The 26,073-nt window shown below is 32.6% G+C and carries 22 protein-coding genes; 5 read left to right on the top strand and 17 right to left on the bottom strand.

The genetic code is table 11. From position 1 onward, the window contains the following. Nucleotide 1: 1 nt before the first annotated feature. From GQ47_RS06170 to GQ47_RS06140, 7 genes are all read right to left on the bottom strand, one after another. Complete coding sequence (locus GQ47_RS06170) at nt 2-3,274, bottom strand: TonB-dependent receptor (protein ID WP_035646284.1); 3,273 nt, start codon at nt 3,272-3,274, stop codon at nt 2-4. Between the two features lie 131 nt (nt 3,275-3,405). Beyond that, nucleotides 3,406-4,593: a FecR family protein gene (locus tag GQ47_RS06165; protein ID WP_035646280.1), complete on the bottom strand. Its 1,188-nt coding sequence runs from the start codon at nt 4,591-4,593 to the stop codon at nt 3,406-3,408. Nucleotides 4,594-4,823: 230 nt separating this feature from the next. Further along, nucleotides 4,824-5,387, bottom strand: coding sequence for an RNA polymerase sigma factor (locus tag GQ47_RS06160; RefSeq protein WP_035646277.1), 564 nt, complete (start codon nt 5,385-5,387; stop codon nt 4,824-4,826). 386 nt (nt 5,388-5,773) lie between these two features. Further along, a complete protein-coding gene (locus GQ47_RS06155) occupies nt 5,774-6,430 on the bottom strand; it encodes a hypothetical protein (RefSeq protein WP_008466087.1) in 657 nt (218 codons plus the stop codon). Nucleotides 6,431-6,549: 119 nt separating this feature from the next. Next, a complete protein-coding gene (locus tag GQ47_RS06150; RefSeq protein WP_035646274.1) occupies nt 6,550-6,921 on the bottom strand; it encodes a YraN family protein in 372 nt (123 codons plus the stop codon). Between the two features lie 164 nt (nt 6,922-7,085). Continuing rightward, nucleotides 7,086-7,985: a S66 peptidase family protein gene (locus tag GQ47_RS06145; protein ID WP_035646270.1), complete on the bottom strand. Its 900-nt coding sequence runs from the start codon at nt 7,983-7,985 to the stop codon at nt 7,086-7,088. Between the two features lie 138 nt (nt 7,986-8,123). Next, nucleotides 8,124-9,200, bottom strand: a complete 1,077-nt coding sequence (locus tag GQ47_RS06140; RefSeq protein ID WP_051951385.1) for a serine hydrolase domain-containing protein — start codon at nt 9,198-9,200, stop codon at nt 8,124-8,126. 139 nt (nt 9,201-9,339) lie between these two features. Here GQ47_RS06140 and GQ47_RS06135 point away from each other — a divergent pair, with 139 nt between their 5' ends. The 3 genes from GQ47_RS06135 to GQ47_RS06125 all read left to right on the top strand — a co-directional run bounded on the left by GQ47_RS06135 (nt 9,340) and on the right by GQ47_RS06125 (nt 11,525). Next, nucleotides 9,340-10,431: an endonuclease/exonuclease/phosphatase family protein gene (locus GQ47_RS06135; RefSeq protein ID WP_035646267.1), complete on the top strand. Its 1,092-nt coding sequence runs from the start codon at nt 9,340-9,342 to the stop codon at nt 10,429-10,431. A gap of 111 nt (nt 10,432-10,542) precedes the next feature. Then, the gene (locus GQ47_RS06130) at nt 10,543-11,082 is read left to right on the top strand and encodes a 3-hydroxyanthranilate 3,4-dioxygenase (RefSeq protein ID WP_035646266.1); all 540 of its coding nucleotides are present in this window, start codon (nt 10,543-10,545) and stop codon (nt 11,080-11,082) included. Between the two features lie 131 nt (nt 11,083-11,213). Further along, nucleotides 11,214-11,525, top strand: coding sequence for a hypothetical protein (locus GQ47_RS06125; protein ID WP_035646263.1), 312 nt, complete (start codon nt 11,214-11,216; stop codon nt 11,523-11,525). Here GQ47_RS06125 and GQ47_RS06120 read toward each other — a convergent pair. Continuing rightward, on the bottom strand, nt 11,522-11,821 hold the full coding sequence (locus GQ47_RS06120; RefSeq protein ID WP_035646260.1) for a type II toxin-antitoxin system RelE/ParE family toxin: 300 nt from the start codon (nt 11,819-11,821) through the stop codon (nt 11,522-11,524). The genes GQ47_RS06125 and GQ47_RS06120 overlap by 4 nt on opposite strands. A 54-nt stretch (nt 11,822-11,875) precedes the next feature. Beyond that, a complete protein-coding gene (locus GQ47_RS06115) occupies nt 11,876-12,832 on the bottom strand; it encodes an MBL fold metallo-hydrolase (RefSeq protein ID WP_035646258.1) in 957 nt (318 codons plus the stop codon). Nucleotides 12,833-13,014: 182 nt separating this feature from the next. On the opposite strand from GQ47_RS06115, the gene GQ47_RS06110 reads away from it, so the two are divergent. After that, on the top strand, nt 13,015-14,568 hold the full coding sequence (locus GQ47_RS06110) for an L-piperidine-6-carboxylate dehydrogenase (protein ID WP_035646862.1): 1,554 nt from the start codon (nt 13,015-13,017) through the stop codon (nt 14,566-14,568). A gap of 209 nt (nt 14,569-14,777) precedes the next feature. Beyond that, nucleotides 14,778-15,425 carry a hypothetical protein gene (locus GQ47_RS06105; RefSeq protein ID WP_035646256.1) on the top strand — a complete coding sequence of 216 codons (648 nt, stop codon included), beginning with the start codon at nt 14,778-14,780 and terminating at the stop codon, nt 15,423-15,425. Nucleotides 15,426-15,524: 99 nt separating this feature from the next. On the opposite strand, the gene GQ47_RS06100 is transcribed toward GQ47_RS06105, so the two are convergent. The 8 genes from GQ47_RS06100 to GQ47_RS06065 all read right to left on the bottom strand — a co-directional run bounded on the left by GQ47_RS06100 (nt 15,525) and on the right by GQ47_RS06065 (nt 26,069). Beyond that, on the bottom strand, nt 15,525-18,371 hold the full coding sequence (locus GQ47_RS06100; RefSeq protein ID WP_035646254.1) for a pectate lyase family protein: 2,847 nt from the start codon (nt 18,369-18,371) through the stop codon (nt 15,525-15,527). A gap of 571 nt (nt 18,372-18,942) precedes the next feature. Continuing rightward, nucleotides 18,943-19,713, bottom strand: coding sequence for a Bax inhibitor-1/YccA family protein (locus tag GQ47_RS06095; RefSeq protein ID WP_035646250.1), 771 nt, complete (start codon nt 19,711-19,713; stop codon nt 18,943-18,945). Nucleotides 19,714-19,875: 162 nt separating this feature from the next. Further along, nucleotides 19,876-21,267: an NADH-quinone oxidoreductase subunit N gene (locus GQ47_RS06090; protein WP_035646248.1), complete on the bottom strand. Its 1,392-nt coding sequence runs from the start codon at nt 21,265-21,267 to the stop codon at nt 19,876-19,878. A 57-nt stretch (nt 21,268-21,324) separates the two neighbouring features. After that, nucleotides 21,325-22,764, bottom strand: a complete 1,440-nt coding sequence (locus GQ47_RS06085; RefSeq protein WP_035646244.1) for a complex I subunit 4 family protein — start codon at nt 22,762-22,764, stop codon at nt 21,325-21,327. Nucleotides 22,765-22,774: 10 nt separating this feature from the next. Then, nucleotides 22,775-24,658, bottom strand: a complete 1,884-nt coding sequence (nuoL, locus tag GQ47_RS06080) for an NADH-quinone oxidoreductase subunit L (protein ID WP_035646241.1) — start codon at nt 24,656-24,658, stop codon at nt 22,775-22,777. 6 nt (nt 24,659-24,664) lie between these two features. Next, on the bottom strand, nt 24,665-24,985 hold the full coding sequence (nuoK, locus tag GQ47_RS06075) for an NADH-quinone oxidoreductase subunit NuoK (RefSeq protein WP_012023318.1): 321 nt from the start codon (nt 24,983-24,985) through the stop codon (nt 24,665-24,667). Further along, the gene (locus GQ47_RS06070; RefSeq protein ID WP_035646238.1) at nt 24,985-25,524 is read right to left on the bottom strand and encodes an NADH-quinone oxidoreductase subunit J family protein; all 540 of its coding nucleotides are present in this window, start codon (nt 25,522-25,524) and stop codon (nt 24,985-24,987) included. Before GQ47_RS06070 ends, nuoK begins: the two co-directional genes overlap by 1 nt. Further along, complete coding sequence (locus GQ47_RS06065) at nt 25,524-26,069, bottom strand: NuoI/complex I 23 kDa subunit family protein (protein ID WP_035646235.1); 546 nt, start codon at nt 26,067-26,069, stop codon at nt 25,524-25,526. The genes GQ47_RS06070 and GQ47_RS06065 overlap by 1 nt, the downstream gene beginning before the upstream one ends. Nucleotides 26,070-26,073: the final 4 nt, after the last annotated feature.

Below are 26,073 nucleotides of genomic sequence, written 5' to 3'. Positions count from 1 at the left end.
ACTATTTAAATTTTACAGTCAAGCCAAATGCAACACTTCTGGTGCGTGGATAAATTCCTTTATCGCCACCAAAATTATCATTAGGATCACCACTTCCGCTTATGTTTAATTCCGGATCAACACCTGTATAATCTGTAATTAGCAGTAAATTGTTTCCTGTAAGAGAAAGTCGAATAGAGTCTACATATTTGTCAGTGAAACGGAAACTATATCCGGCAGTAACATTTTCTAAACGAATGAAAGAACCATCTTCTAACCATAAATCAGATGCATATGGAGAAGAGAAAATTCCTTTATCAACAGCACTTTGCAGAACATTTGAGCTACCAGTGTTTTCCAACATACTTAACCTTTGATTAAGATTGTTGTAAATTTTATTTCCTCCAGAACCTCTCCATAACATAGAAACGTCAAAGTTTTTGTATCTGTAAGATGGATTAAATGCAAAAGTGTAAGTTGGCAATGCTGAACCGGCATAATAACGATCTGCGCTTCTTACTCCCTGATCAATTAATCCATTTCCATCGCGGTCTGCAACTGTTTCAACACTATTTCCATTTTTTCCTGTACTCTGTAAAATGTAGAATGAACCTACTGGTTTTCCTTGAACTAATAAAGAGTTTGGAGCTCCCCAACCAACAAAATCAGTATTTAAAGGAATACCATTAATACTACCGCTTAAGTTAAGTACCTCATTCTTCATAAAAGATACATTTCCGGCTAAGGTTAATGTGCTGTTGTCAGTTTTAATAACGTCATAAGCAAGAGCAACTTCTAAACCTTTGTTTGAAATACTTCCTACGTTAGCTTTGATTCTGTTATAAGGATAAGGCGGTTGAGGAACAGTGTAATCAAATAAAAGATTATCTGTTCTGGAATCGTAAACATCTACGCTACCTCTTAATCTATTATTGAAAAGACCAAAATCAAGTCCGATATTTGTTTGTTTTTTAGTTTCCCATTTCAAATCAGCATTTGCATTTTGAGCAATAGTAAAATTGGTGATAATAGAACCTCCAAAATAAATATTTCCCGCACTGTCAACTAATGGTAATGAAGTTTGTGGAAGAAGACCTTGCTGGTTACCCGTTACACCATATCCAACACGTAATTTTAATTCATTAAACAAATTTTGATTCAGCATGAATGACTCTTTGTTGATTTGCCAAGCCACAGATGCTGAAGGGAAATTTCCCCATTTGTGGTTTGCACCAAATACAGATGAACCATCTCGTCTGATACTTGCTGTCAATAAATAACGATCTAGCAAAGAGTAATTTAATCTTCCTAAATAAGAAACTAATGATCTGTCATTTTTGTAAGATCGTATGTCGTAGGCTCTTACTTTAGAGAAATCGCCAAATTGTAACGCATTGTAAGTTGCTTCATCACTAATAAAACCTCTTACCTGAGTGTAATTACCCTGATAAGTCTGGTTTTGCCATTCGTATAAAGCCAATGCATTAAAACTATGGATTCCAAAAGTCTTTTTATACGTAAGACTTACATTGGTTAGTTTTTCGTTTTGTCTCTTATTATCGATATTAGCAAAACCATGTTGCTCGATTGCATTATTATCTGTTGATTCTTCTGGCATGTAGTAGCCCGCTGTATAGTTTGTTTTTCTCCAGCTTCCAAACCAGTTTGCAGAAAAACCTTTTCCTAAATCTAAATCGGCTTTTAAACTTCCAAATAAATTATCTTCCTGTCTTTCATTTGTAACTTCCTGAGCAGCTGCATAAGGATTTAAATAATGAAATACTGCAGCATCAGTAAAATAAGTTCCATCAGTATTAAAAACAGGATCTGTTGGTCTGGCCAATAATGAATTTGTGATTAAGTTTGACTGATAAGCAACTGTTCCAATGTTACCAATACTGCTTGTAACATTATTTACGCCAGTATTTAAATTAAAAGTTAGTTTTAATTTATCATTAAGAGCTAACTGTGTCGCCTGAATTCGGCCAATGTATTTTTGATTACTTGAATTAATTACAACTCCATCCTGCATAATAGCTGTTATAGAAGCTCTGTAATTAAACTTATCTGTTCCTCCGCCAAAAGATAATGTATGGGTTTGCGTAATTCCGGTTTGAGTTAAAAGACCATACCAGTTTGTACTTGAACCATGATTCGCAGATGCAGGAACACCATAATTTTGAGCAGTTTCCCACCACTGATTAGCATCAAGCATATCTAATTTTTTTGGAATAAAATCCACAGATGTAGATCCAATGTATTCCATTGTTGTTTTTCCTGCTTTATTCTTTTTAGTAGAAACAATGATTACACCAGGAGCTCCTCTTGAACCGTAAATTGCAGTAGCAGAAGCATCTTTTAAAACATCGATAGTTTCAATTTCGCTTGGCGGAACTTGATTTAACAAATCCATGTTTCCCTGAATTCCGTCAACTACTACCAATGGGTCATTTCCCCCAATTAAAGAACCAATTCCTCTAATACGAACACTTGGTCCTGAACCCGGCTCACTACCAATTTGCGTGATATTAACACCGGCAGCTTTTCCTGCAATCAATTGCAAAGGATTTACGATTGCGCCTTGGTTCATATCTTTTGCAGCAATTGAAGAAACGGCTCCAGTTACATCTTTTTTAGCCGTAGTTCCATAACCAACTACTACAATTTCTTGAAGATCAGTAGCATCTGGAACAAGCTGAATATTTATTACGCTTTGATTAGCGACAACTTTTTTCTCTTTATATCCAACAAAAGACACAATAATTACAGACTGATTGCTTTCAACCGTAAGCTTGTATTTTCCGTCAAAATCGGTTACCATACCATTTTTAGTTCCCTCTTCAATAACTGAAGCTCCGGGTAAAGGCATACCATTTTCATCGGTAATTACGCCCGAAACGGTTTGCTTTTGAAACAGGATTGCTTCGGTTTTAAGTTCTGGTTTTTTCAGGATTATCTGTGTGTCGCGAATTTTAAATTCGGTTGGAGTTCCTTTAAAAAGCTTATCTAGAACGACATAAATCGACTGGTCTTTTACGGAAATTGAAATCGTTCGATCTAAATCGATATCATTCAGTTTGTAAATAAACCTGAAATCCGTTTTTTGTTCTATGGTCTCAATAACCTTTTCGATGGTAGAATTGTTTAATTCCAGCGTTACTTTTGTCTTTTGGGCATAAGAATTCGCTCTAATATTAAACATGGCGACCAAAATAAGTAGTGTAGTTAGTTTCAATTTTAGGTCATTTTGGAATACTCGGTATAGAAACCCAGTATTCTTTGATTTTTTTTTCATAATTTTGTTAATTGATTGTAGTTAATTCGTTATATTCAATCACTTAGTTAATCGGAAATTGTTCGCAGCTCTTTCCGATTTTTTTATTCCCGTAATTTAGTTCCTCATAGTTTGTAATTGGTTTTAAGTGGTTATTTAATTAGTATTTGATTGTCTTTTATGGTGTAATTAATACCATGAATATCATTGAAATAGCTCATAACATTTTCAATAGATTCTTCCTTAAAGCTGGCATTGAATTTTTCGTTGGCTAATTTTTCATTTTTGTTTACAATTGTAACATTATAGCGTCTTTCCAGTTTTGTGATAATGTTTTTGAAAGTCATATTTCGGAAAGTTAAACCGCCATTTATCCATGAAGTATAAATATCTGTAAGAACAGGTTTAGTTGAAATTCTAGCATTTTCTCTATTGAAACTTCCTTTAAAACCAGGTTTCAGAATAGTATTTTTTGATGCATCAAATTCTTCATTTGAGTTGTACATTCCAACAGAACCTTCTACTAAAACAACATCGGTTAAAGCATCTTCAGGATAATTTGAAACGTTGAAATGTGTCCCTAAAACACGAACATTCAGGTTGTCAGCATTTACGATAAAAGGATGTTCTTTGTCTTTGGCAACATCAAAAAAAGCTTCTCCGTCAAGAAACACTTGTCGGTTTTCTCCATTGATAAATTTTATCGGATATTTTAAAGTTGTTCCTGAGTTTAAATGAACAAATGTTCCATCAGATAACTGAAGGCGGAATTTTTTTCCGTACGGAATTTTGATGGTGTTGTAAACCAATTTTTCAGGATCAGAACTGTTTTCATAAACTAATTTGTCGCCAGTTTGGTTTCCCACAATATTTCCGTTTGCATCTTTTACCTGAGAAGAATTGTTTTCAGAAATTATCTGAATATCGCCGTTTTCTAATTGGAGAACGATATCAGTACTTTTGAAATCAAATTGTTTTTCGGCAGATTTATTTGAAAGATTTTGCTTGTAGAAAAATCCAATTCCTAATAAAATAACAACTGAAGCTGCAATTGAAATGTATTTTCTGTAATTCGATTTTCTTGCCGGCATTTCAATTACAGTTTCCTCTTTTTCTTCCTCTTTTGAAGCAGATAAAATATTCATGAAAATATCGTCGGCAGTTTGTTTATCCATTTTCGGCATTTCCGATAATAGATTTTGAATATCTTCTACGGTTGGAAAATCGTCAGTAAGCTGATTTTTTTTGTAATAAGCAATTACCTCGTTTGTTTCTTCGAGCGTACATTGGTTCAAAACAAACTTTTGTAAAAGACTTTTTATTTCAGAATTTGAATTCATTACGAATTGTTTTTAGGTCGGGATTTTATATAATACAATCGAAATCAAGTTGAGTACTACTCAATCGTTATAATTTTTTCAATTTTAACATTTAAAGCAGTTTTTAATTTGTTTAAAAGCAGCGTGAAGTATTGATTTTACTAGTTTTTTTTGAAAATATTTTTTTTCAAAAGAAGACAAAAAAAAATCACTCCGAAAGAAGTGATTTAATTGGTTAACATGTGGTTTGGTTAGATAATTTCATCATGAACCTGAAAAAAGACTCGCATGGATTCCAGTGCTTTGCTCATTTGGTTCCTGACAGTATTTATAGAGATGCCGAGTTCCTGACTTATTTCTTCGTAACTCATGCCTTTCTTTCGGGACATTTTAAAAATTTGCTTTCGCTTGGGTGGTAATTGTTTTATAGCTTGTTTGCGAAGTTTTTTGCAATCTTCTTCGCGAATCGAATAATCGCCGTATTCATGAGATTTTTGACTTTCATAAAAAACGGCTTCTTTTAAAACCTTGTCATTTGCAGCTTTGTTCAGCGTGTTAAAAGCCTGATTTCTTGCAATTGTAAAAATATAAGCTTTAAAAGACTGCTCCAAATTTAGGTTTTCCCGATGCTGCCATACCTTCATAAAAACATCCTGAACATTTTCTTCGGCAGCCTCTTTTGATTTCAAAAGACTTATGCTGTAGCCATAAATATCCTGGTAATACAAATCAAAAAGGGAACGAAATGCTTTTTCGTTGCCATTTTTTAGTTCGCTTATCAATAATTTGTCGTTATGATCTTTGGCTTCCAACATTAAATTAATTAGTTTGTATTTAAATCTAATTATATTACGATACTATCAAAATCGATACTCTAATGTGTTGAGTGGTTAGCAAATATATAAAAATATAATTCGCATTAAAAAGTCAAAAATTACACTTATTTGTGTTTTTTCAACTTCATGATTGTTTAAATCTCAGTAAATACGTGGTTAAAATGCTTTTTATCAAGTTGATAACTTTTTGGCTGAAATATTAAAAATTAACTATTCTGGATTTCTATTTTTGAGAATATTCTTATTGCTGGAAAGATAAAGTGCTAATTTTTCAATTGAAATAAATAAAAAAATCCTTTCATCTTTTAGTTAAAAAAGACAAAAGGATTGTAGAAATTGAAATATTAATAATTCTAAAATTAAACTTAGTTTTTCAGGTCTTTTATTACTTTGAAAGCAACGTCAACCTGATCTTCGCCGACTAAAATTGTAAATTCATTTGAAGTCGAAATTACCTCGTTGATAATAATTCCTTCCCAAGCCAAACGCTGGAAAATGAAATAGTAAATTCCAGGAACTACGATATTTTCTTTTGGAAGTTTTACTGTAATTGAAGCTAAATTGTCTAATTTCTGAATTAGTTTTTCTCTCATAAAGTGTTTTTCAACTAAGTGATTAACACTACTGCTCACAACAATATTAGTTTCATTTACACCACGAGATGAGGTATAAAAAATATCAGATAAAGCATTAATATCAGAAATTAAATCGGCTTGTTTGTTCAAAACAGTTTCAGATGCAGCAAAAGTGTAATCTGTAAGTTCAGAACGAACTGTAATTTCTCCGATATTCTTAATTACTTTATTGATTTTGTGGTTTAATTTAAAATCTAATTCTTCAGTCAGTCTTTTAAGAGACATTACAACAGCACCTTGTTTTACCTCTTTTCCAAATTCACTTTCCAGCTCCGTCATAATGTTTCGGGATAGGGAAGTCAAATTGATAATTCCGAGCGATAATGCATTCAATAAAAAAGGTTTTGTTTTGATGTAATTTTCGACGATTGATGAAACGGTTTTCATAATTTTTTTTCTTTTTTTTTGTAACTTAATTGTGTTGGTTTAGTTAATTTGATGTTATAAATCTTGACAAAGATAAATAAAAAAACAAATTGTTACAATTATAACAATAAAAAAATATGTTAAAAATGATAAAAAGCGTCAGTAAGATGCTCAATTGCAAATGTTTCCTCGGTTTTATGGACTGCAATTATGTCAAAACGAATATTTAAATCATCATTAAAATCCATTTCCCTATCGTTTATGTAGGCATTTACTGCTTTTATGAGCAGCTGAATTTTTTTTTGCTTGACAAAATCCTGCGGAGAACCAAAATCCAAACTCGATCTTGTCTTAACTTCAACAATGGCCAAAATGGAATCTTTTTGGGCAATAATATCAATTTCGGCTTTTTGAATAATAAAGTTTCTTTCTAAAATTTCATAACCATTTTCTTCGAGATAAGAGACAGCAAGATCTTCTCCGAGTTTTCCTAGTTCATTGTGTTCTGCCATTGTTTTTGTTTAAAGTTTAAAGTTTCAGGTTTGAAGTTTTTTTGCATATAAAAACACAAAGTCGCAAAGGTTAGAAACACTTTGCGACTTTGCTCCCGATAGCTATCGGGATTACGAGATTTTATGTGGTATTTTGAGTTTTCCTAAAAGGAATTAATTCGATATTATTTTTGGAAACTTAAGGTACTTCCAGAAGGATTCACATCTATTGTAACTGTATTTCCCATAATCAGAGTTCTATTGTCTCTAATGTGACCTGCCGGGAAGTTGAAAATTACAGGAATATTGTATTTTTTGGTTACATCGTCAATAATTTCGAGAGCATTTTTGCCCCAAGGAACTTCATTATCTTTCATTTTTGTCATTCCTCCAATAACGATTCCTTTAAGATTCTCGATACAGCCGTTTCGTCTCAAATTCATCATCATACGATCAATATGATAAAGGTATTCATCTAAATCTTCGATGAATAATATTTTATCTCTACAGTCAATAGCTGAAGGAGAACCTAATAAACTATATAAAATAGATAAATTTCCACCAACTAATTCTCCTGTTACTTTTCCAAAACGATTCATCGGATCTGGAGCAACTGAATAAGAAACAGGTTCTCCAAATAAACTTGCTTTTAAAGAACTGACAGCCTCTGGTGTTGCACGCGGAACCGTAACGGGCATTATTGCATGAAGCGATTTAAAGCCCATTGTATTCAAATGATTGTGCAAAACGGTAACATCACTAAATCCAATAACCCATTTTGGATGTTGTTTGAATTTGGCAAAATCTAATAAATCAAGCATTCGAACAGTTCCATATCCGCCACGAACACACCAAATTGCTTTGATGTTTGGATTGTCTAATTGCTTTTGAAAATCGGCTGCGCGCTGCTCGTCTGTTCCAGCCAATTGATGATAATCAAGACCAATTGTGCTTCCCACAACAGCTTCTAATCCCCAACTGTGTAATAAATCAATCGTTGGTTTTAAATTGTCATCGATGTTTTTTCTGGCTGTTGCCAAAAGAGCTACTGTATCTCCTTTTTGTAAATAAGGCGGTGTTATCATGATTTGTTGAGATTGACAAGTGAATGTATGTAAAGCAAAAGTAAGAAATGCTATTTTACAAAAGGAAAAACGTTTCTTGATATTAAAAGGGTTGTTCATGGTTTCTTTTGCTTAAAATTTTAAAGTTTGGCTTAAAAATCAGCCCTTATATTGTTTTTGTAATTCATCTAGCAGAAGCATTAATCCTTTATCTGCTTCTTCAGACTGAACATTTGCAAAGATTATAAAAGCTTTATTAATCGCTGGACAAATATAAACTTTAGTTAAAAATGTTCCTGGATTTCCATTATGAAAAGAATATTTTAAACCGGATTTTTCATTTATTTCAGATGACCATCCAAACGAAAACTCAGGTAAACCATTATGTATCATATTAAATTCTTGAGCAGATAAAATTTTTGATTTTCCTAATAAACCTTGCAATTGCATTTGAGTAAATTTACAATAATCTGGTAAACTACAATTTATATTTCCTGCAGATGAAAGCCAGTTTAACTTATAATTTAATGCTGGCTTTTCAGGATTTAAATTTTCGTCATGTCCCCATGGCTCATTTTCGTTAATTAGATTTGGCTGTCCAAAACCAAAATTGATACTTAGATTTTTGCCCAATTCGTTTACTAATGTTTCATAACTTTTCCCACTTGCTTTTTCAAGCATCAGGCCAGCAGCAACATAACTTGGATTTGACCAATATGCTTCCTGCTTCTCAGAAACAATTTGATTTTGTTTAAAAAACCAAGAAATAAATTCATAACGCTGTTTTTTATCATTGCCTTTTATTTCTTTTTGAGTAGGAGTTTCATTTCCATATGACCAAGTAGGAATTGGAGCTCTAAATGTCAAAAAATCTTTCAATGTAACATTGTAAAGAACCGGATTGCTGTTTGCTTTTAACTCTGGATATAAATCAAAGAATTTAGTCTCCAATTTTATTTTTCCTTCTTTTACCAAAATCATTGCAATGTAACTTGTAATAGTTTTAGTTAAAGATCCTAATCGAAATCTGTCATCAATTTTTGCTTTATAAGAAGAATTGATTCGTTGGTATCCTAAAGTTTGAATTTCAAATATAGAATCTGAAGAAATTACAGCATATGCTAGTTCTGGAATTTTATAGTTTATTCTGATATTCTCTGCCAAAGCGCTGTTTTTTTGTCCGTAAAAAGTAGTTAGTATGCTGAAGTAAAGCAAAAAAACAAGTTTTTTTTTCATTTGGGAGAATGTTAATTTCTGTAGCAAGGTACAAGAGATTTTATTGAGAAACAAAGATATAAATCAAATTTAAAACAAGTAAATTTCTTACAAAATAATAATTGTTTTAAATTTGATTTTAAATATTTAATTGAAATTTATGTGCCAGTTTATCAAGTTTTACTTTTTATTATTTTTTTCGATTTCTTCCTTATTTGCTCAACCCAAAAAGTACAATATTCATACGGTAGCTTTTTACAATTTTGAAAACCTGTTTGATACCATTAACGATCCAAGTACAAATGATGATGAATGGACGCCTGCAGGTGCACAGCATTGGACAAAAGAAAAATACGAGCAAAAATTAAAAAATCTTTCAAGAGTAATTTCTGAAATTGGAACTCCAGAAAATTTAAATGCACCGACTTTGCTTGGTTGTTCTGAAGTTGAAAATAGAGGTGTTCTCGAAGATTTGATTAAACAAGAAAAAATTATCGGTCTAGATTATGGAATTATTCATTTTGATTCACCCGATCAACGCGGAATTGATGTGGCGCTTTTGTATCAGAAAAAATATTTCAGGCCGACTTCTTTTTCGAATATTCCTTTACTAATTTATAAAAATAAATCTGTTCCTCAAGAAGAAAAAAATGAAGATTTAGGAGATGTTGAAATCAAAGTTGATAAAAATCGAGTGTTTACAAGAGATCAGCTTTTGGTAACAGGTTTTCTTGAAAATGAAGAAATTCATATTATTGTTAACCATTGGCCTTCGCGGTCGGGTGGAGAAAAAGTAAGCAGTCCGTATCGGGAAGCCGCAGGAAAATTAAACAGAAAAATTATCGATTCATTGCAACAAATAAATCCATTGGCAAAAATTATAACAATGGGCGATTTAAACGACGGACCATTTAATAAAAGTTTAAAAGTGGCTTTGGGAGCAAAATCCAAGAAAATCGAAGTTCCCGAATTCGGAGTTTATAATCCATTTGAAGAAATGGCCGAAAAAGGAATGGGAACTTTGGCTTTTAGAGATTCCTGGGATATTTTTGATCAAATTATAATGACTCAAACTATAATACAGCCAGATTTTTCAAGTTTTAAATTTTGGAAAGCTGGAATTTTCAATCGACCGTATTTAATTCAGAATTCTGGAAAATACAAAGGATATCCGTTAAGAAATTCCTTGACCGAAGTAGGTTTTAGTGATCATTTTCCGGTTTATATTTATTTGATACGAGAGAAATTGTAGAGGCACACTGCAGTTTGTCTACGTTTCTATAATCAAAACCTATAAGATGCACTGCGGTGCATCTCTACAAATTCGTTAACTTAGCATTTCATAAATTAAGCACTCTAAAAAATGGCTATAGCAAAACCTTTCAACCTTACCAAATGGATTGAAGAAAACCGACAATTATTGAAACCGCCAGTTGGAAACAAAAATCTTTATGTTGATTCTGGTGATTATATTGTGATGATTGTTGCCGGACCAAATGCCCGAAAAGATTATCATTACAACGAAACAGAAGAACTTTTTTACCAATTAGAAGGAAGTATAAAAGTGGTAATTCAGGAAGATGGAGAACGTAAGGAAATGGAATTAAACGCAGGAGATATGTATCTTCATCCTGCTAAAGTACCACATTCTCCAGTTCGTTCTGAAGGTTCAATAGGTTTGGTGATTGAAAGAAAACGCGCTGGACTTGGTTATACAGATGGATTGCTTTGGCATTGTGATAATTGCAATCATAAACTTTATGAAGTGTATTTCGAACTTCATAATATCGAAAAAGATTTTCTTCCTCATTTCGAGCATTTTTACAATTCAGAAGAATTAAGAACTTGTGATAAATGTGGAACTGTGATGGAAACAGATCCGAGATTTACAGCTAAGAAATAATTTTGATTAAAACATAAATAATAAACCCGACAGATTTTAAAAACCTGTCGGTTTTTTTTATGATGAATAAGAATTTTCATAACATATATGTTATATATTTGTATCATTATTGATACAAAAACAACTCAATTATGATACAAGAAATTATCGCATACAAAAATATATTAGAAAATATTGAGAGTTTAATTGATAAATCAACTTATAAGAGAAACTATATTATTGAAAAAGTTGGCATTTCGAGTCCAACGTTTTATAGAAAATTGAAAGCACATTCATTTACTCCTGATGAAATGCTTTCGATCGCAAAAATTCTTTCTCCTGAAGAAAATTTTAAATTGCAATTAAAGGCGGACATTGCACAAGGGAAACTTGATTATATAAATGGAGATTATATAACTCATGAAGAAATGCTTGCAGAATTAAAAAGTAAAAATCTTATCTAAAAATTTTGCAGATTGAAAAAACTCATAGGTTTTTGACGATTATTTGAGAAAGCTATTAATATTATGTCATTTTCGTTTATTTCATAATATAATTTAACCTGCTTTGAAAGGACAATTTCCCGGCATTCTAGTTCTGTATTATATTTGCCCAATTCAGGATTCTTTTCAAGTAAAATAATAATATGCAAAGTGTCTTTTATGAATTTTTGTAATATCGCTGAAGTCCAATGTTGTTCTAAATAATATTGAATATTATAAAAGGTATAATTCGCTTTTTTTGACCAAACAATTCTCATTATAAAGTTTAGAATATTTTGTAAAAATATAAAAAATAACTTACAAAATAATTTCTATAACTCAAACCTTTTGCCTTGTTCAGGATAGATAATCTTCAAACTTAAATCATTTTGTTTTTTTAATTGTTCTTTAAGTTTTGCAATATTTTTAGTTGGTGGCTTTAAATGTGTAATAATAATTTTGAAATTATTCAAAGAACCTTTTCCAGCTAAATCTTCCAAGACATGAAGCTCAGTCATTAAGTGATTTGGAGTTAAGTGTCCGAATAAAAACTTGTCGGGCTGTTCATTCGGGAAAGAAACTTCAATAAAAATGCCTTTTAATTTTTTGTTTTGAACTAAAGGCGCAACTGCAGTCCATAGATTTTTTAACTTATCACTTTTCTCAACAGAATCTGGGCCAGTATCACCTAAATATAAAGCATAAGAATCATCGGACTTAATTAAAAATGCAGTACTTTCAAACGGATTAACATGACTTAAAGGAAAAGCTTTTACGGTCATTTTTGTATTTGAAATAGGAGTTTCTTCACCTAAATTCAAGGTTTGAAAATGATATTTTTTTAGTGGAAATCCCACGCCTTTATCTCCAAAGTTTGCCCAAGTCTGGTCGTTAAAATAATGGTTTTCCATCATTTCCATACATTTTTCAGTAGCATAAACGGTTTTTGAAGAATCGGCAGGTGAGTTGATAATTAAACCAGAAACATGATCTAAGTGCGCATGAGAAATTAAATATCCTTTGATGTATTTGCGTAAAACTTCACTCGTTGAAACTTTAAAAACTTTATTTTCAATTGCTTTTTCAATTCCGGCATTTACAGTTCCGGCATCCAGACAAATAAAATCTTTTGTGTTGGAAGGTGCTATTAAATATGCTGAAAGATTTTTTTCATCAATTCCGCCTTTTATTCCTAAAGGAACTACTTGAAAAGAAGGTTTCTCTTTTTGAGAGAAAACATTCGTTGAAATTAAAAGCAAACAAAGTAAAAGCCTACTGAAAATGGTCATAATTGTTGTTTTGAGTAATGCAAATTTCACTAAATAAATCCAATAAATAAGGCTTCATTTCTGTTAATACTATTAAATAATCTTAAATTTACTTTTATTTATGAAGACACTTCAATTTGAAATTAATTCTAAAAGAATATCTTTACATTAAAAATATAACAATTTTAACTAAAAAAGTTACAATGACAACAATAGCATCACAATTTGGCATGAATGAAGCGCTGGAAAAATTAGGAATCAAACTAGTTAATGAAGGAACTTCAACAGGAGTAGAGAACTTTTCATCAGGAGAAATTTTAGATAGTTTTTCACCTGTAGATGGAAAATTAATTGCATCAGTAAAAACTTCAACTATTGAAGATTATGAAAAAGTAATGCGTTCGGCGACTGAGGCTTTTAAAACTTTTAGATTAATTCCTGCGCCACAACGTGGAGAAATTGTGCGTCAGTTTGGAGAAAAATTGCGTCAAAACAAAGAAGCTTTGGGTAAATTAGTTTCTTATGAAATGGGAAAATCGCTGCAGGAAGGTTATGGAGAAGTTCAGGAAATGATCGATATCTGTGATTTTGCCGTTGGATTATCGCGTCAATTGCATGGATTGACGATGCATTCTGAAAGACCAGGACATCGAATGTATGAACAATACCATCCGTTGGGAGTTGTCGGAATTATTTCAGCCTTTAATTTTCCAGTAGCGGTTTGGTCTTGGAATACAGCTTTAGCTTGGATTTCTGGTGATGTATGCGTTTGGAAACCATCTGAAAAAACACCTCTTTGTGGTATCGCTTGTCAAAATATAATTGCTCAGGTGATTAAGGAAAATAATTTACCAGAAGGAATTTCTTGTTTAATAAATGGAGATTATCAAATAGGAGAATTGTTGACAAAAGATACTCGTATTCCATTAATTTCTGCGACAGGTTCTACTAGAATGGGTAAAATTGTTGCTCAGGCAGTTGCAGGAAGATTGGGTAAATCTTTATTAGAATTAGGAGGAAATAATGCCATTATTGTTACTCCGGATGCTGATATTAAAATGACAGTTATTGGAGCTGTTTTTGGTGCAGTTGGAACGGCAGGGCAAAGATGTACTTCAACTAGAAGATTGATTATTCACGAAAGTATTTATGATAAAGTAAAAGACGCGCTGGTTGCGGCATACAAGCAATTGCGAATTGGAAATCCGCTTGATGAAAACAATCACGTTGGACCGCTTATCGACACACATGCTGTTGAACAATATGCTGTTGCATTAAATAAAGTTGTTGCTGAAGGTGGAAAAATTTTGGTTGAAGGCGGAGTACTTTCTGGTGATGGTTACGAAAGTGGTTGTTACGTAAAACCTGCAATTGCTGAAGCTGAAAATTCATTTGCAATTGTGCAACACGAAACTTTTGCTCCTGTTTTGTATTTGATAAAATATTCTGGTGATGTTGATATTGCTATCGAAATTCAGAATGGAGTTGCTCAGGGATTGTCTTCGGCAATTATGACGAATAATTTACGTGAAGCTGAAAGATTTTTATCGGTTACAGGTTCTGATTGTGGAATTGCAAACGTAAATATCGGAACGTCTGGAGCTGAAATTGGAGGCGCTTTTGGTGGTGAAAAAGAAACCGGAGGCGGACGTGAATCTGGATCTGATGCATGGAAAATTTATATGAGACGTCAGACAAATACAATTAATTATACTACAAATCTTCCATTAGCTCAAGGAATTAAATTTGATTTGTAATATTTAAAATAATTTTATTGAAAACCGCCTATTTCATTTATTTGAAATAGGCGGTTTTTTTATGTTGAATTTATAGTAGTTTACTTATTTTTGATTGAAAAACCTGTATCAGATGAATCGAAAAATATTTTTGTTACTTATTACAATTTCTATACTGAGTTGTAATAAAAAAATCAGATGTAAAAGCGACAGTATCAGTTAAAGATACGTTGAATAAAAACGCTTTTCAGGATGAATATGAAGAGTCTGAAGGAGAGGGATTTGTAGTGAGTTTAAAAGAACTTCAATTTCCAAAAACAGGAAAAAATGTTGAGGCTTTTGTTTTAGAACCGTGTGAAATAAAAATGAAAGCAGAAGGATTTTTAAATGATGACAAGCTTAAAGACATTGTAATTGTTTTGCAGAATAGAGATAACAGGGAAGACTCACGAGCAACTTTAGTTCTTTTGCAGCAAGAAGGAGGGGGATATAAATTGCAGGAACTTTCATGGGAAGCAGTAGGTCCGGAGTATCCGGATAACTATATACTCAGTGAGATTTCTATAGATACTGAAAGGAAATTGCATATTTTGCTTGAGGGATCAGGACCTGTTGGGAATAGACAAGCTACATATAAATTTATAAATGATAAATTCGTTCTTATTAATATAGGGACTTTTCATACTGGTGCAGGTTCTTGGCTATCAAGTGAATATGATCTAATTTCAGGAAAATATGATCATGAAGTGACTAATACATTGCATGATAGTGTGCCTAGTGAACATCAAATAGGAGCGTTTAAATTGAAACGACAAATGTTATTTACAAGTGATAATCCAGATACAATTGTAGAAACACTTCCGCATGCTAGTTGGTAAACTCTTAAAGTATATATTTGAGACTTTAAAATATAAAAGGCTTCCAAATTAGGAAGCCTTTTACTTTAAAATTAAGTTAGTTAAGTTAAGGATGTAGTTTTATTTTTTTAAAATTGTCTGATTGAATGTGCCATCGTTAGTATTAACTTTTACTAAATAAGTTCCAGAAATCAAGGCACTCAAATCTATGCTTTCGGTGTCTTTTTCTGCACTTTTTACTAATGTTCCAGACATATTATAAATCAAAACTTGCTCTACTGTTTGAGTTGATTTAGAAATATATAACATATCAGAAACTGGATTTGGATATAAAACAACTTTTGACGTTTCAGGTTCTGTTGCTACTTCAGCAGTTTTCGTCATTCGTAAAGTACTTCCGCTCGTATAAACTGTGCTGATATAGAAAAGATTTGCAACTGATCCTTTAGTAATTGTATGAGAACCTGAGGCAATTGAAGCCGTTACAATTCCAGCAGATGCTGTATAGGAAACATTATCAACTTTAATAGTTCCGGTAAAGTTAGAATCAAAAACTAAAGTTAATGTTGAAGCGCTTGTTGTTGTATAAGTTATAGTCGTACTCGTTTCAATTTTTAAACGTTTAGTTAAGGTTAGTCCATTGTATGTCACAGAACCATCTGTAGAGTTCATATTTCCTGTAATTGTATAGAAAGAACTTGTTTTTCCAGAAGTAGTAAAATTATGAATTTCATCTCTGCTTGATGTTCCGGTAGTAACAGTAATTGCTCCAGAACCTGTTGCAGGTGTTCCCGTTCCTGTTGTTGCAATTGAGTATGATACAGTTGCAGTTGGTGTTCCTGTAATTGTAATTGTTTTTGCAGTTGTGTTTTTTACAAAACTAATTCCGGATGCCGGCAAACCTGTTACTGTCGCATCTGTAGCAGTTCCTCCCCAAGTGAACACTATTGAAGTTATCGCTGTCCCGCTGGCAACAGTTTGATTGTTGTTTGTTGGAGAAGTCAAAGTTTGAGCTCCGGCTGCTGTAACTGTTATTGTTCCTGAAGCAGTTGCAGGAGTTCCTGTTCCACTTGTAGCGATAGAATAAGAAACTGTTGCGGTTGGAGTTCCCGTAATCGTAATTGTTTTTGCAGTTGTATTTTTTGCAAAACTAAGCCCTGATGCTGGCAAACCTGTTACAGTCGCATCAGTAGCATCTCCACCCCAAGTAAATACAATTGATGCAATTGCAGTTCCGCTTGAAACGGTTTGATTTTGATTTCCTGTCGAAGTCAGTGTTTGCGAACTCGCCGGAGGATTTCCTTCTCCTTGTACAGCAACTAATGTTCCAGTGTAGTTTGTCAAAGCTGATTTTAGTGCTGTAATAACAAGAGAGGATGTATCGTCGACACTATTATCGAATGTCCATTTTAAATCTCCTCCAGAAATACGTCCGGCGTATTGTGTTACTTTAGTTTTTGCTGTTGCAGGTTGATCAATCACTAGATTTTTAACATACAATGAAGCATCAGTATCAAAGTTATTATACGAATTTGCGCCCGATTTTGATTTGATAGAACTGCTTACAGTTTCGTCTCTCGTTGTTGCTACATAAGCGTCAAAATCTGTTGTAGAACTTATTTTTCCTGAAATATTATATAACGGATTAGGATCATTATAAGCGACAAAACGCATGTTGTTTGTTCCGTTTGAAGTATCAAAAGTATTGTTAAAAGCTTTAATAAATCCGCCGGCTTCACCAGAAAATGTTCCCATCGTTCCGGCATTATTAACTTGATTTGCTTCATCCCAAATATCAGTTCCTTGCAATGAAGTCAGCATTGGATGTTTCGCATTGCGGAAATAATTACCTTCTACAAAAAGAGATGACCCCATAGTTGATCCAGCGCCATATTTGGCATTTCCATCATAATAATTATTGTAGATATGTGCTGAATAGTAACGAACTCTTGGATGACGAGAATCGGAATGATCAAACCAATTATGATGATAAGTAATATATAAACCCGTTGTAGTTCCTTCGCTTAGCCCTAAAAGACTTGCTTTTCCGTTGTCCCAAAAGTGATTGTACGACAAAGTGATATAAGTCGAAGATTTGTTGTCCAAAGCACCATCTCCTTTAATTTGATCCGCATCACTTCCGGCATTTCCGTAAAATAAATCGCAATTGTGAACCCAGATATGATCGTTGTCTTGTTGCATTCCAACATTATCGCCAGCTGTACTATTACAGTTCATAAATCCAAGATTGCTCACTTCGATATTTGAAGCTGACTTCAAGCGAACGCCCCAGCCGTTAGCAACAGCATCGTTTCCAATTCCTTCTATCGTTACATAACTTGCCGCATTATTTGCGTTTTCGATTACGACATCACCACCTTCCATTACAGTCATGTCAGTAATATTTCCAATTAATCTTATGATAAAAGGACGAGTATCTTTTCCTTTTTTAATGGCGTACAAAATATTCTGAAGACCAACGCAAGGGTTTGCACTTGCTCCAGTTATATTCATCGAAATAGTATTTTTTGTATTCTGCGTAATGTATAGAATTACGGCATTATCTTTTGGAGTTCCATCAGCTTTGTAGCCACCAGGAACTCTTCCGCTTTCAAATGCAAATCCGTTTCGGTCTTGTGCCGCAACTGTTAATGCGCTTGTTGTAGATCCAGATCCTTCAGTTCCAGAAATAACTGGTTTTACTTTGATCGTATAAGATCCAGCTTTTAATCCAGGAATGTCAGCACGAAAATAACTTCCATAGCTTCTGATAAGCTGGTCATCAATTTTTTGGTCAGTTATTCCATTTCCAGAATAATAGACATTGTAAGTTTGTGCGCTACTTACAGGCTGCCATTTTACAAAAGCAGATTCAAGCCAGCCTGATGCTTCTGTAATTGAAACTTGTTGCGCCCAGATTTGCGCGCTCGCAAGTAAAACGAAAATAAAAAGTAGGTTTTTTTTCATAATTCTTTAGGTTAATAAAGTTAGTAATCGTTATTTGTGGTTTTGATTATCTTTTACATTGGTTAATTGTAATCGATTACACAAAAATATATAAATTTTTGATATTCATAAATATTTAGCTTATAAAAAACATATTACTTAAAAAATTAAAATATAATTTAGTTAATATGTAATAAATTGCATTAATTGTAATTTATTACATAATCAATAAGTTTTTCGTGAACTCCTATTTTTACTACGTTTTTTGTTTTTAGAGATTGAAGAGTAATTCAATATGCGCTAAATTTTTGCAGATTTATTAAAATTTAGGCCAATTCTAATAAAATAAGAAATAGATTACTTTTTATTGGTTCTTAATTTAAAATTCTGCTTTGAATAAATAGTTTTGGATGTGATTTTTTTATTTTAGAAGTATAAAAAGAGAAATTAAAATCAACAGGACTATTTTTTAATGAAGTTTTTGGAAGAGAAAGAAAAGAGGAAGGAGAGATTTTTTTAAGCTAGATAATAAGCATAAAAAAAAAGCCTTTTTGAATTTCAAAAAGGCTTTTTTTTTATGAAGTAGGAAAAATTATTTTTTTGATAATTTAGATAACAGTCTTAGGAATTCAATATATAACCAAACTAATGTTATTACTAATCCCATAGCGCCAAACCATTCCATATATTTTGGCATCCTTTGCTGTGCACCTTTTTCAATTTGATCGAAATCTAAGAATAAGTTCAAAGCTGCAATAATAATTACAAAAACACTAATTCCAATACTCATCATTCCGTTTCCGTAATGAACAGGAGTGAAATTGAATATCAGAGAAGCTAACCAAGAAAATAAATAATAAGTTGCAATCGCTAATGTAGCAGCAACTACTACTGATTTGAATGTTTCAGTAACTTTTACGATTCCAAATTTATATAAACCCAGACAAACTAAAAACGTTACTAACGTAGCAGCAACAGCATTAATTACAATTCCAGGGTACATTGCTTCAAAAATTGCAGATATACCTCCAATAAATAAACCTTCAAATAAGGCATAACCAGGTGCCAAATAAGGTGAATATTGTGGTTTGAACGCAGAAATTAATACTAAAATCAATCCAACGATTGCTCCTCCCATTGCCGGAAGCATGATGTTTATTCCATTAAAAGCCATCCACCAGGTTACCATGGCTGCTCCACATAGAATTAAAAATAAAATAGCTGTTTTATTAATTGTACCTGAAACGGTCATTTCCTGATCATAATCAATAATTTGCGCTTCGTGCACTTCTTCAGCTCTAGAAACAGCATTTGATGAAAAACGTTTGCTGTTTAAAAATGGATTTTTTGAATTGAAAGCCATAGTTTAAAATACATTTAGGTGAAATCAAATATAGGAAGTTTTTTTTAAGTCTGCAGATTTGCGTTAAATTTTTAACACGAGTTTTTCTTGCTAAAATTCGATATAAAATAAAAGCCCATCAAATATACTTTTGATGGGCTTTACATATTTTGAATAAGCTTTTTAGCTCAATAAATCTAAAACCAAAGAAGGGAATAAACCTAAAATAATGTTCAAACTAATTGAAACAATTGCAACTGCATAGATAAGGAATGGTTTCCCAGTACGCTCTTCGTTAGGTTCTTTTGAATACATTGCCAAGATTAATTTGAAATAATAGCCAACACTAATAATAGAGTTGATAACAGCCACAATAACTAAAGCAATATAACCAGATTGGATGGTTTGGCTGAACAAGAACAATTTAGCAAAAAATCCAGAAAAAATTGGAATTCCGGCCATTGATAACAATGAACCTGTTAAGATTGCAGCCAATAAAGGATTCGTTTTTCCTAAACCATGAAAATTTGTAACATCTTCATTATCCTGATTTTTGCATACATATAAAATAACACTAAATGCAGCAATTCCAGCTAATGCATAAGCCGCAGCATAATATAATAAAACGCCTGCCGATGTTGCAATAGTTAAAAATGTCATTAACATAAAACCTGCATGCGAAATCCCTGAGAATGCCAACATACGTTTTACATTTGTCTGACGAAGAGCCATAATATTACCAACTGTCATTGAAGCAATAGAAATGATAACGACAATATTTTCAAATGTTCCTAAAAGATCTTGATTTTCTAATGATGGAATTAAGTTTAATCCAGCTACTAATTTATAAAGTGTTGCAACTGCCACAACTTTAGCTAAAGTACTCATTAATGCTGTTGTCAATGCTGGTGAACCTTCGTAAACATCCGGAGCCCAGAAATGGAATGGAACTGCAGCAATTTTGAAAAACATTCCAATAGTCATTAAAATCATTCCGATTGGAAACCAGATTGGCAATTCAGCAGATAAAGAGCTTTCGAAAATTTCTGTAACATCAAAAGTTCCCATTGCTCCGTAAATTAAGCAAATACCAAATAAAATAATTCCAGATGCAAAAGATCCCATCAAGAAATATTTCATACCAGCTTCATTACTTTTTATGTTCAAACGATCACTCGCTGCAAGTATGTATAATGCAATTGACAAGATTTCGATTCCAAGAAAAAACATTGCTAAATTTCCAAAAGAAACCATAGCAACTGCACCCGCTAATAAAAATACTTTTATTGCAACAAAATCGGAGATTTTTGTTTGATGATTTTCGTAGAAATTATGGCTTAATGCTACAAGGAAAATAGTTAAAATAATAAACAATGATGAAAATGCAGTCGAGAATTTACTCATCACAATCATGTTATTGTAATAACTTGCTGTTGATCCAAATTCGTAGTAGTTAAGTGCCAAAACTCCTAATAAACCAACAATGGTAAACGGAACAATGGCTTTTCTAAAATTTAGAATTTCAAACAATAGGCAAAAAATACCCAATCCTGTTATAGCTATTAATGTATTCATTTTTGTTTTTTTGATTTAGGAAATCTAAAACGCCCTAATTTATTTTTATTTAAAATATTAATTTTTATTGATAACGTTTAAAATAGTTTCTAAACTTGGTGTGATCAAATCTGTAATTGGTTTTGGATAAAATCCGAAGAAAATCAATACAGCAATAATTGCTACCATAGAAATTCCTTCATTTACAGAAACATCTGCAAAAGTTTTAGAATTTGTTTCGCCTAACATTACATTTTGGAACATTTTCAACATATAATAAGCTCCTAAAATAATTGTTGTTCCGCCTAAAAGAGCGAACCAGATATTAATTTGAGAAAGGCTATACAAAACTGTAAATTCTCCAACAAAATTAAACGTAGTTGGTAAAGCAACAGAAGCTAAAACCAAAATTAAAAACATTGAAGTGAATTTCGGAGATTGAGTACGAATTCCGCCCAATTCTGAAATATTTCTTGTTTCAAATCTTCTATAGATAATTTCTGCAGCATAAAATAATCCAACTACAACAAAACCGTGAGCGATCATTTGTAAAACTGCTCCACGGAAACCGTCAACTGTTAAAGTATAAGTTCCTGCAGCGATTAATCCAACGTGAGCAAGTGAAGAATAAGCTAATAGTTTCTTTAAATCTTTTTGTCTCAATGCTACGATTGAACCGTAGATAACGCCAGCAATTCCTAAAGCAATAAATATATTCATGTATTCTTTCGCAGCAAGAGGTGCAATTGGCAATTGCCAACGAATAACACTGTACAATCCCATTTTTAACATGATACCAGATAAAAGCATTGTTCCAACAGTTGGTGCTTTTTGGTAAACATTAGCCTGCCATGTATGAAAAGGAATAATTGGAATTTTGATTGCGTAAGCCAAGAAGAAAGCAAGGAAAATCCAAAGCTGCTCATCAGCAGACAGATTTAATTTGTATAAATCTTCGATTAAGAAACTGTGTGCTTTTGTGTATAAATAAATAAAAGCAGTTAACATGAATAAAGAGCCTGCAAGTGTATAAATAAAGAATTTAACCACTGCTTTTCTTCTCTCTTCAGCATCTCCGTTACCCCAAATCAAAGCAATAAAGTAGATTGGAATAAGTGCTAATTCCCAGAAAATATAATATAAAAGACCATCTGCAGCAAGGAATGTTCCTGTCATTGCAAATGCCATAAATAAGATTAGTGCGTAAAAAGCTTTAGCATTTTTATATTCGTTTCCAAAAGAAGAGAATATAATAATTGGAGTCAAAGCTGTAGTCAATAAAAGCATTGCAAGTGCTAATCCATCAGCGTTTAAAGCAAATGAAATTTTAGGTTGTGTAATCCACGCATTAATCAAACTGATATTTTCACCAGCTGAAAAATGATTCAACAATACAACCGAACAGCCCAAAGCCGCCAAACTAAAGAACAAAGCTACTTTTGAAGCGAGTTTGTCACCAACAAAATAAGTGACAAATGCACCAACTAAAAGAATAATTAATATAAGAGAAACGTTCATAGTTATAAAATTATTGAGCTAAAAATATATAAGATACAATGGCACAAAGACCTAACACGAAAGCAAATAGATATAATCCGATACTTCCTGTTTGTAATTTTTTTCCTTGAAATGATAATTCATTTGCAGCTTTGCCTAATCCAAAAACAAATGAAGATATTCCTGTTTCGATATAGTCTCTAAAGAATTTCGACAATCCGTTTACAGAACGTACAAATATTGCATCATAAGCTTCGTCAACATAATATTTGTTATATAAAACTTTTGCTACACCTGTAATGTTTTCATCGCTTTCAGGAACATTGTCTTGTTTGAAATATTTGATGTAAGCAATTAAAATTCCTAATAAACCACCTAAAACAGCAACACCCATTAAAGTATATTCTGTTGTTCCTAAATGATGTTCTTCGCCAGCTGTTTTTGTGAAAAGAGGAGCAAGATATTCGTTTAACCAGCTGTTTCCAGGTAAACTAATCAATCCACCAAAAGTTGCTAAAATAGCCAAGATGATAAGCGGAATAGTAATTAAAGCACCGCTCTCATGTAAATGATGTTTTTGCTCTTCAGTTCCTCTAAATTCTTTAAAGAAAGTCAGGAACATTAATCTAAACATATAGAAAGCTGTCATGATTGAAGCAATAGAACCAACAACATATAATGGAATACTATGGTGGAAAGCGGTCATTAAAATTTCATCTTTAGAGAAGAAACCTGAGAAAAAAGGAACTCCTGAGATAGCTAACGAAGAAATTAACATTGTCCAGAAAGTTATTGGCATCGCTTTACGCAACCCACCCATTTTACGCATATCTTGTTCTCCGTGTAAACCGTGAATAACAGATCCAGATCCTAAGAATAAACAAGCTTTAAAGAAAGCGTGTGTGATTACGTGGAAAACAGCTACTTCATAAGCTCCAAATCCTAATGCTAAAAACATTAAACCTAATTGTGAAACTGTAGAGTAAGCCAATACTTTTTTAATATCGTTTTGTACTAATCCAATCGTAGCAGCAACTAATGAAGTTATTGCTCCAACAATTGCAATGACAGTTTGTACATCAACAGCTAAATCAAAAACAAAGTTTAATCTTGTAACCATGAAAATACCTGCTGTAACCATAGTAGCAGCGTGAATCAATGCAGAAACCGGAGTTGGTCCAGCCATTGCATCAGGTAACCAAGTGTATAACGGAATTTGAGCAGATTTACCACAAGCTCCAATAAACAAACATAAAGCCGCTAAAGAAAGCATTGATGAATCTAAGTTTGAAGCTCCAGTAATTGCAGTTTTTAAAGTTGCATAATCTAAAGTTGAGAACATTGAACCAATGATGAACATTCCAATCAAAAGACCTAAATCTCCAATTCTGTTCATGATGAAAGCTTTTTTCGCAGCATCATTGTAATCCTGGTTTTTATGCCAGAATCCAATTAATAGATAAGAACAAAGTCCAACTCCTTCCCATCCAATGAAAAGAACTAATAAGTTGCTTCCAATTACAAGCGTAATCATAAAGAATACGAACAGATTTAAATACGCAAAAAACTTGTGCATATTCTCATCATCATGCATATAACTGATAGAGTATAAATGAATCAAAGATCCAATTCCGGTTACGAAAAGCAGCCAAAGAACAGATAATTGATCTAATAAAAATCCAAGATTGATTTTTAAGTTGCTAATTTGAATCCAATCAAATAAAGTAACTTCAATTGCTTTTCCAGTTGAAGTAATTTGATTAAAAAGTACAAGAGTAACGATGAAAGAAATTGCAACTGCAACAGTTCCGATTGCTCCAGAGACTGTTTTTCCTAAGCTTTTTCCGAAGAAAACATTGATTAGAAATCCTAAGAAAGGAGTTAATACTAAAAGTAAAGCTAAATTAATATCCATTTCTTTTTATCCTTTTAAATTTTTTAAGTTATCGATACTAATTGAGCCAATGTTTCTGAAAATAGAAACTAGAATAGCTAACCCAACTGCAACTTCGGCAGCCGCTACAGCCATCGAAAAGAAAACAAATACTTGTCCCTGCGCATCCTGATGATATGTTGAAAAAGCCACAAATAAAAGGTTTACAGCATTCAGCATGATTTCGATCGACATAAAAACGATAATAGAATTTCGTCTGTATAACACACCAAAAACACCAATACAAAAAAGTACAACACTTAAAAAGATGTAATTTTCAATACCTATTTGATTTAATATATTACCCATTATTTATTTAATTTTTCTTTTTTAGACAATAATACAGTTCCAATCATCGCAACTAAAAGAAGGATTGAAGCAAATTCAAATGGTACCATATATTCGTTCAATAATATTTTACCCAATACTTTAATCGATTGGAAATCTTCACCAGTTGAATCGTATTCACCCACAATTGGTTTAGAGTTGATGAAAATTGTAATCAAAACAATAACAATCAAACAAAAAGAAACAATGGCACCCAAGCGTGTAATTCTTGGTCGGTGTACATCTTTTTGTTCGTTTAAGTTCATTAACATAATCGTAAACAGGAACAAAATCATAATGGCTCCGGCGTAGACTATTATGTGAACAATTGCTAAGAATTGAGAGTTTAATAATAAATAATGACCAGCGATAGAGAAGAAACAAATCACTAAGTAAATAGCGGAGTGAATTGGGTTTCTGCTAAAAATAGTCAAGAAAGCAGTGATTACTGTAATAAACGCTAAGATACAAAATATCACTCCCACAGGAGTTGCGTTTGCAAGATCAGGAATGTGTATCATTAGTTAGCGTTGTTAAGTTGTGAATTTTTGATAGCCATTTCTAAAGGCATCACTAATTTGTCTTTACCAAAAATGAAATCTTCTCTTTCATAACTGGCAGGAACTAATACTTTAGATTCTGTCAAGTAAATTGCATCTTTCGGACAAGCTTCTTCACATAAACCGCAGAAAATACAACGAAGCATGTTGATTTCATAGATCTCAGCATATTTTTCTTCTCTGTATAAATGTTTTTCATCTGCTTTACGTTCTGCAGCTTTCATTGTAATGGCTTCAGCAGGACAAGATAATGCACATAATCCACAAGCAGTACAGTTTTCACGGCCTTGCTCATCGCGTTTCAACATATGTTGACCACGATAAACAGGACTCATTGTACGTACCTGTTCAGGATAATGAATCGTAACTTTTTTTCTAAAAAGGTGTTTAAGCGTAATCGCCAAACCTTTTACAATCGCCACAAGATACAATCGTTCCAAAAAAGTCATGTCCTTATTTGACACCACTTTTTTTCTACCCGATAATGATATAGTTTCTATTGACATTTTT

This window comes from Flavobacterium sp. ASV13, assembly GCF_000745775.1.
Classification (GTDB): domain Bacteria; phylum Bacteroidota; class Bacteroidia; order Flavobacteriales; family Flavobacteriaceae; genus Flavobacterium.
This window is presented reverse-complemented; position numbering and strand designations above follow the sequence as displayed.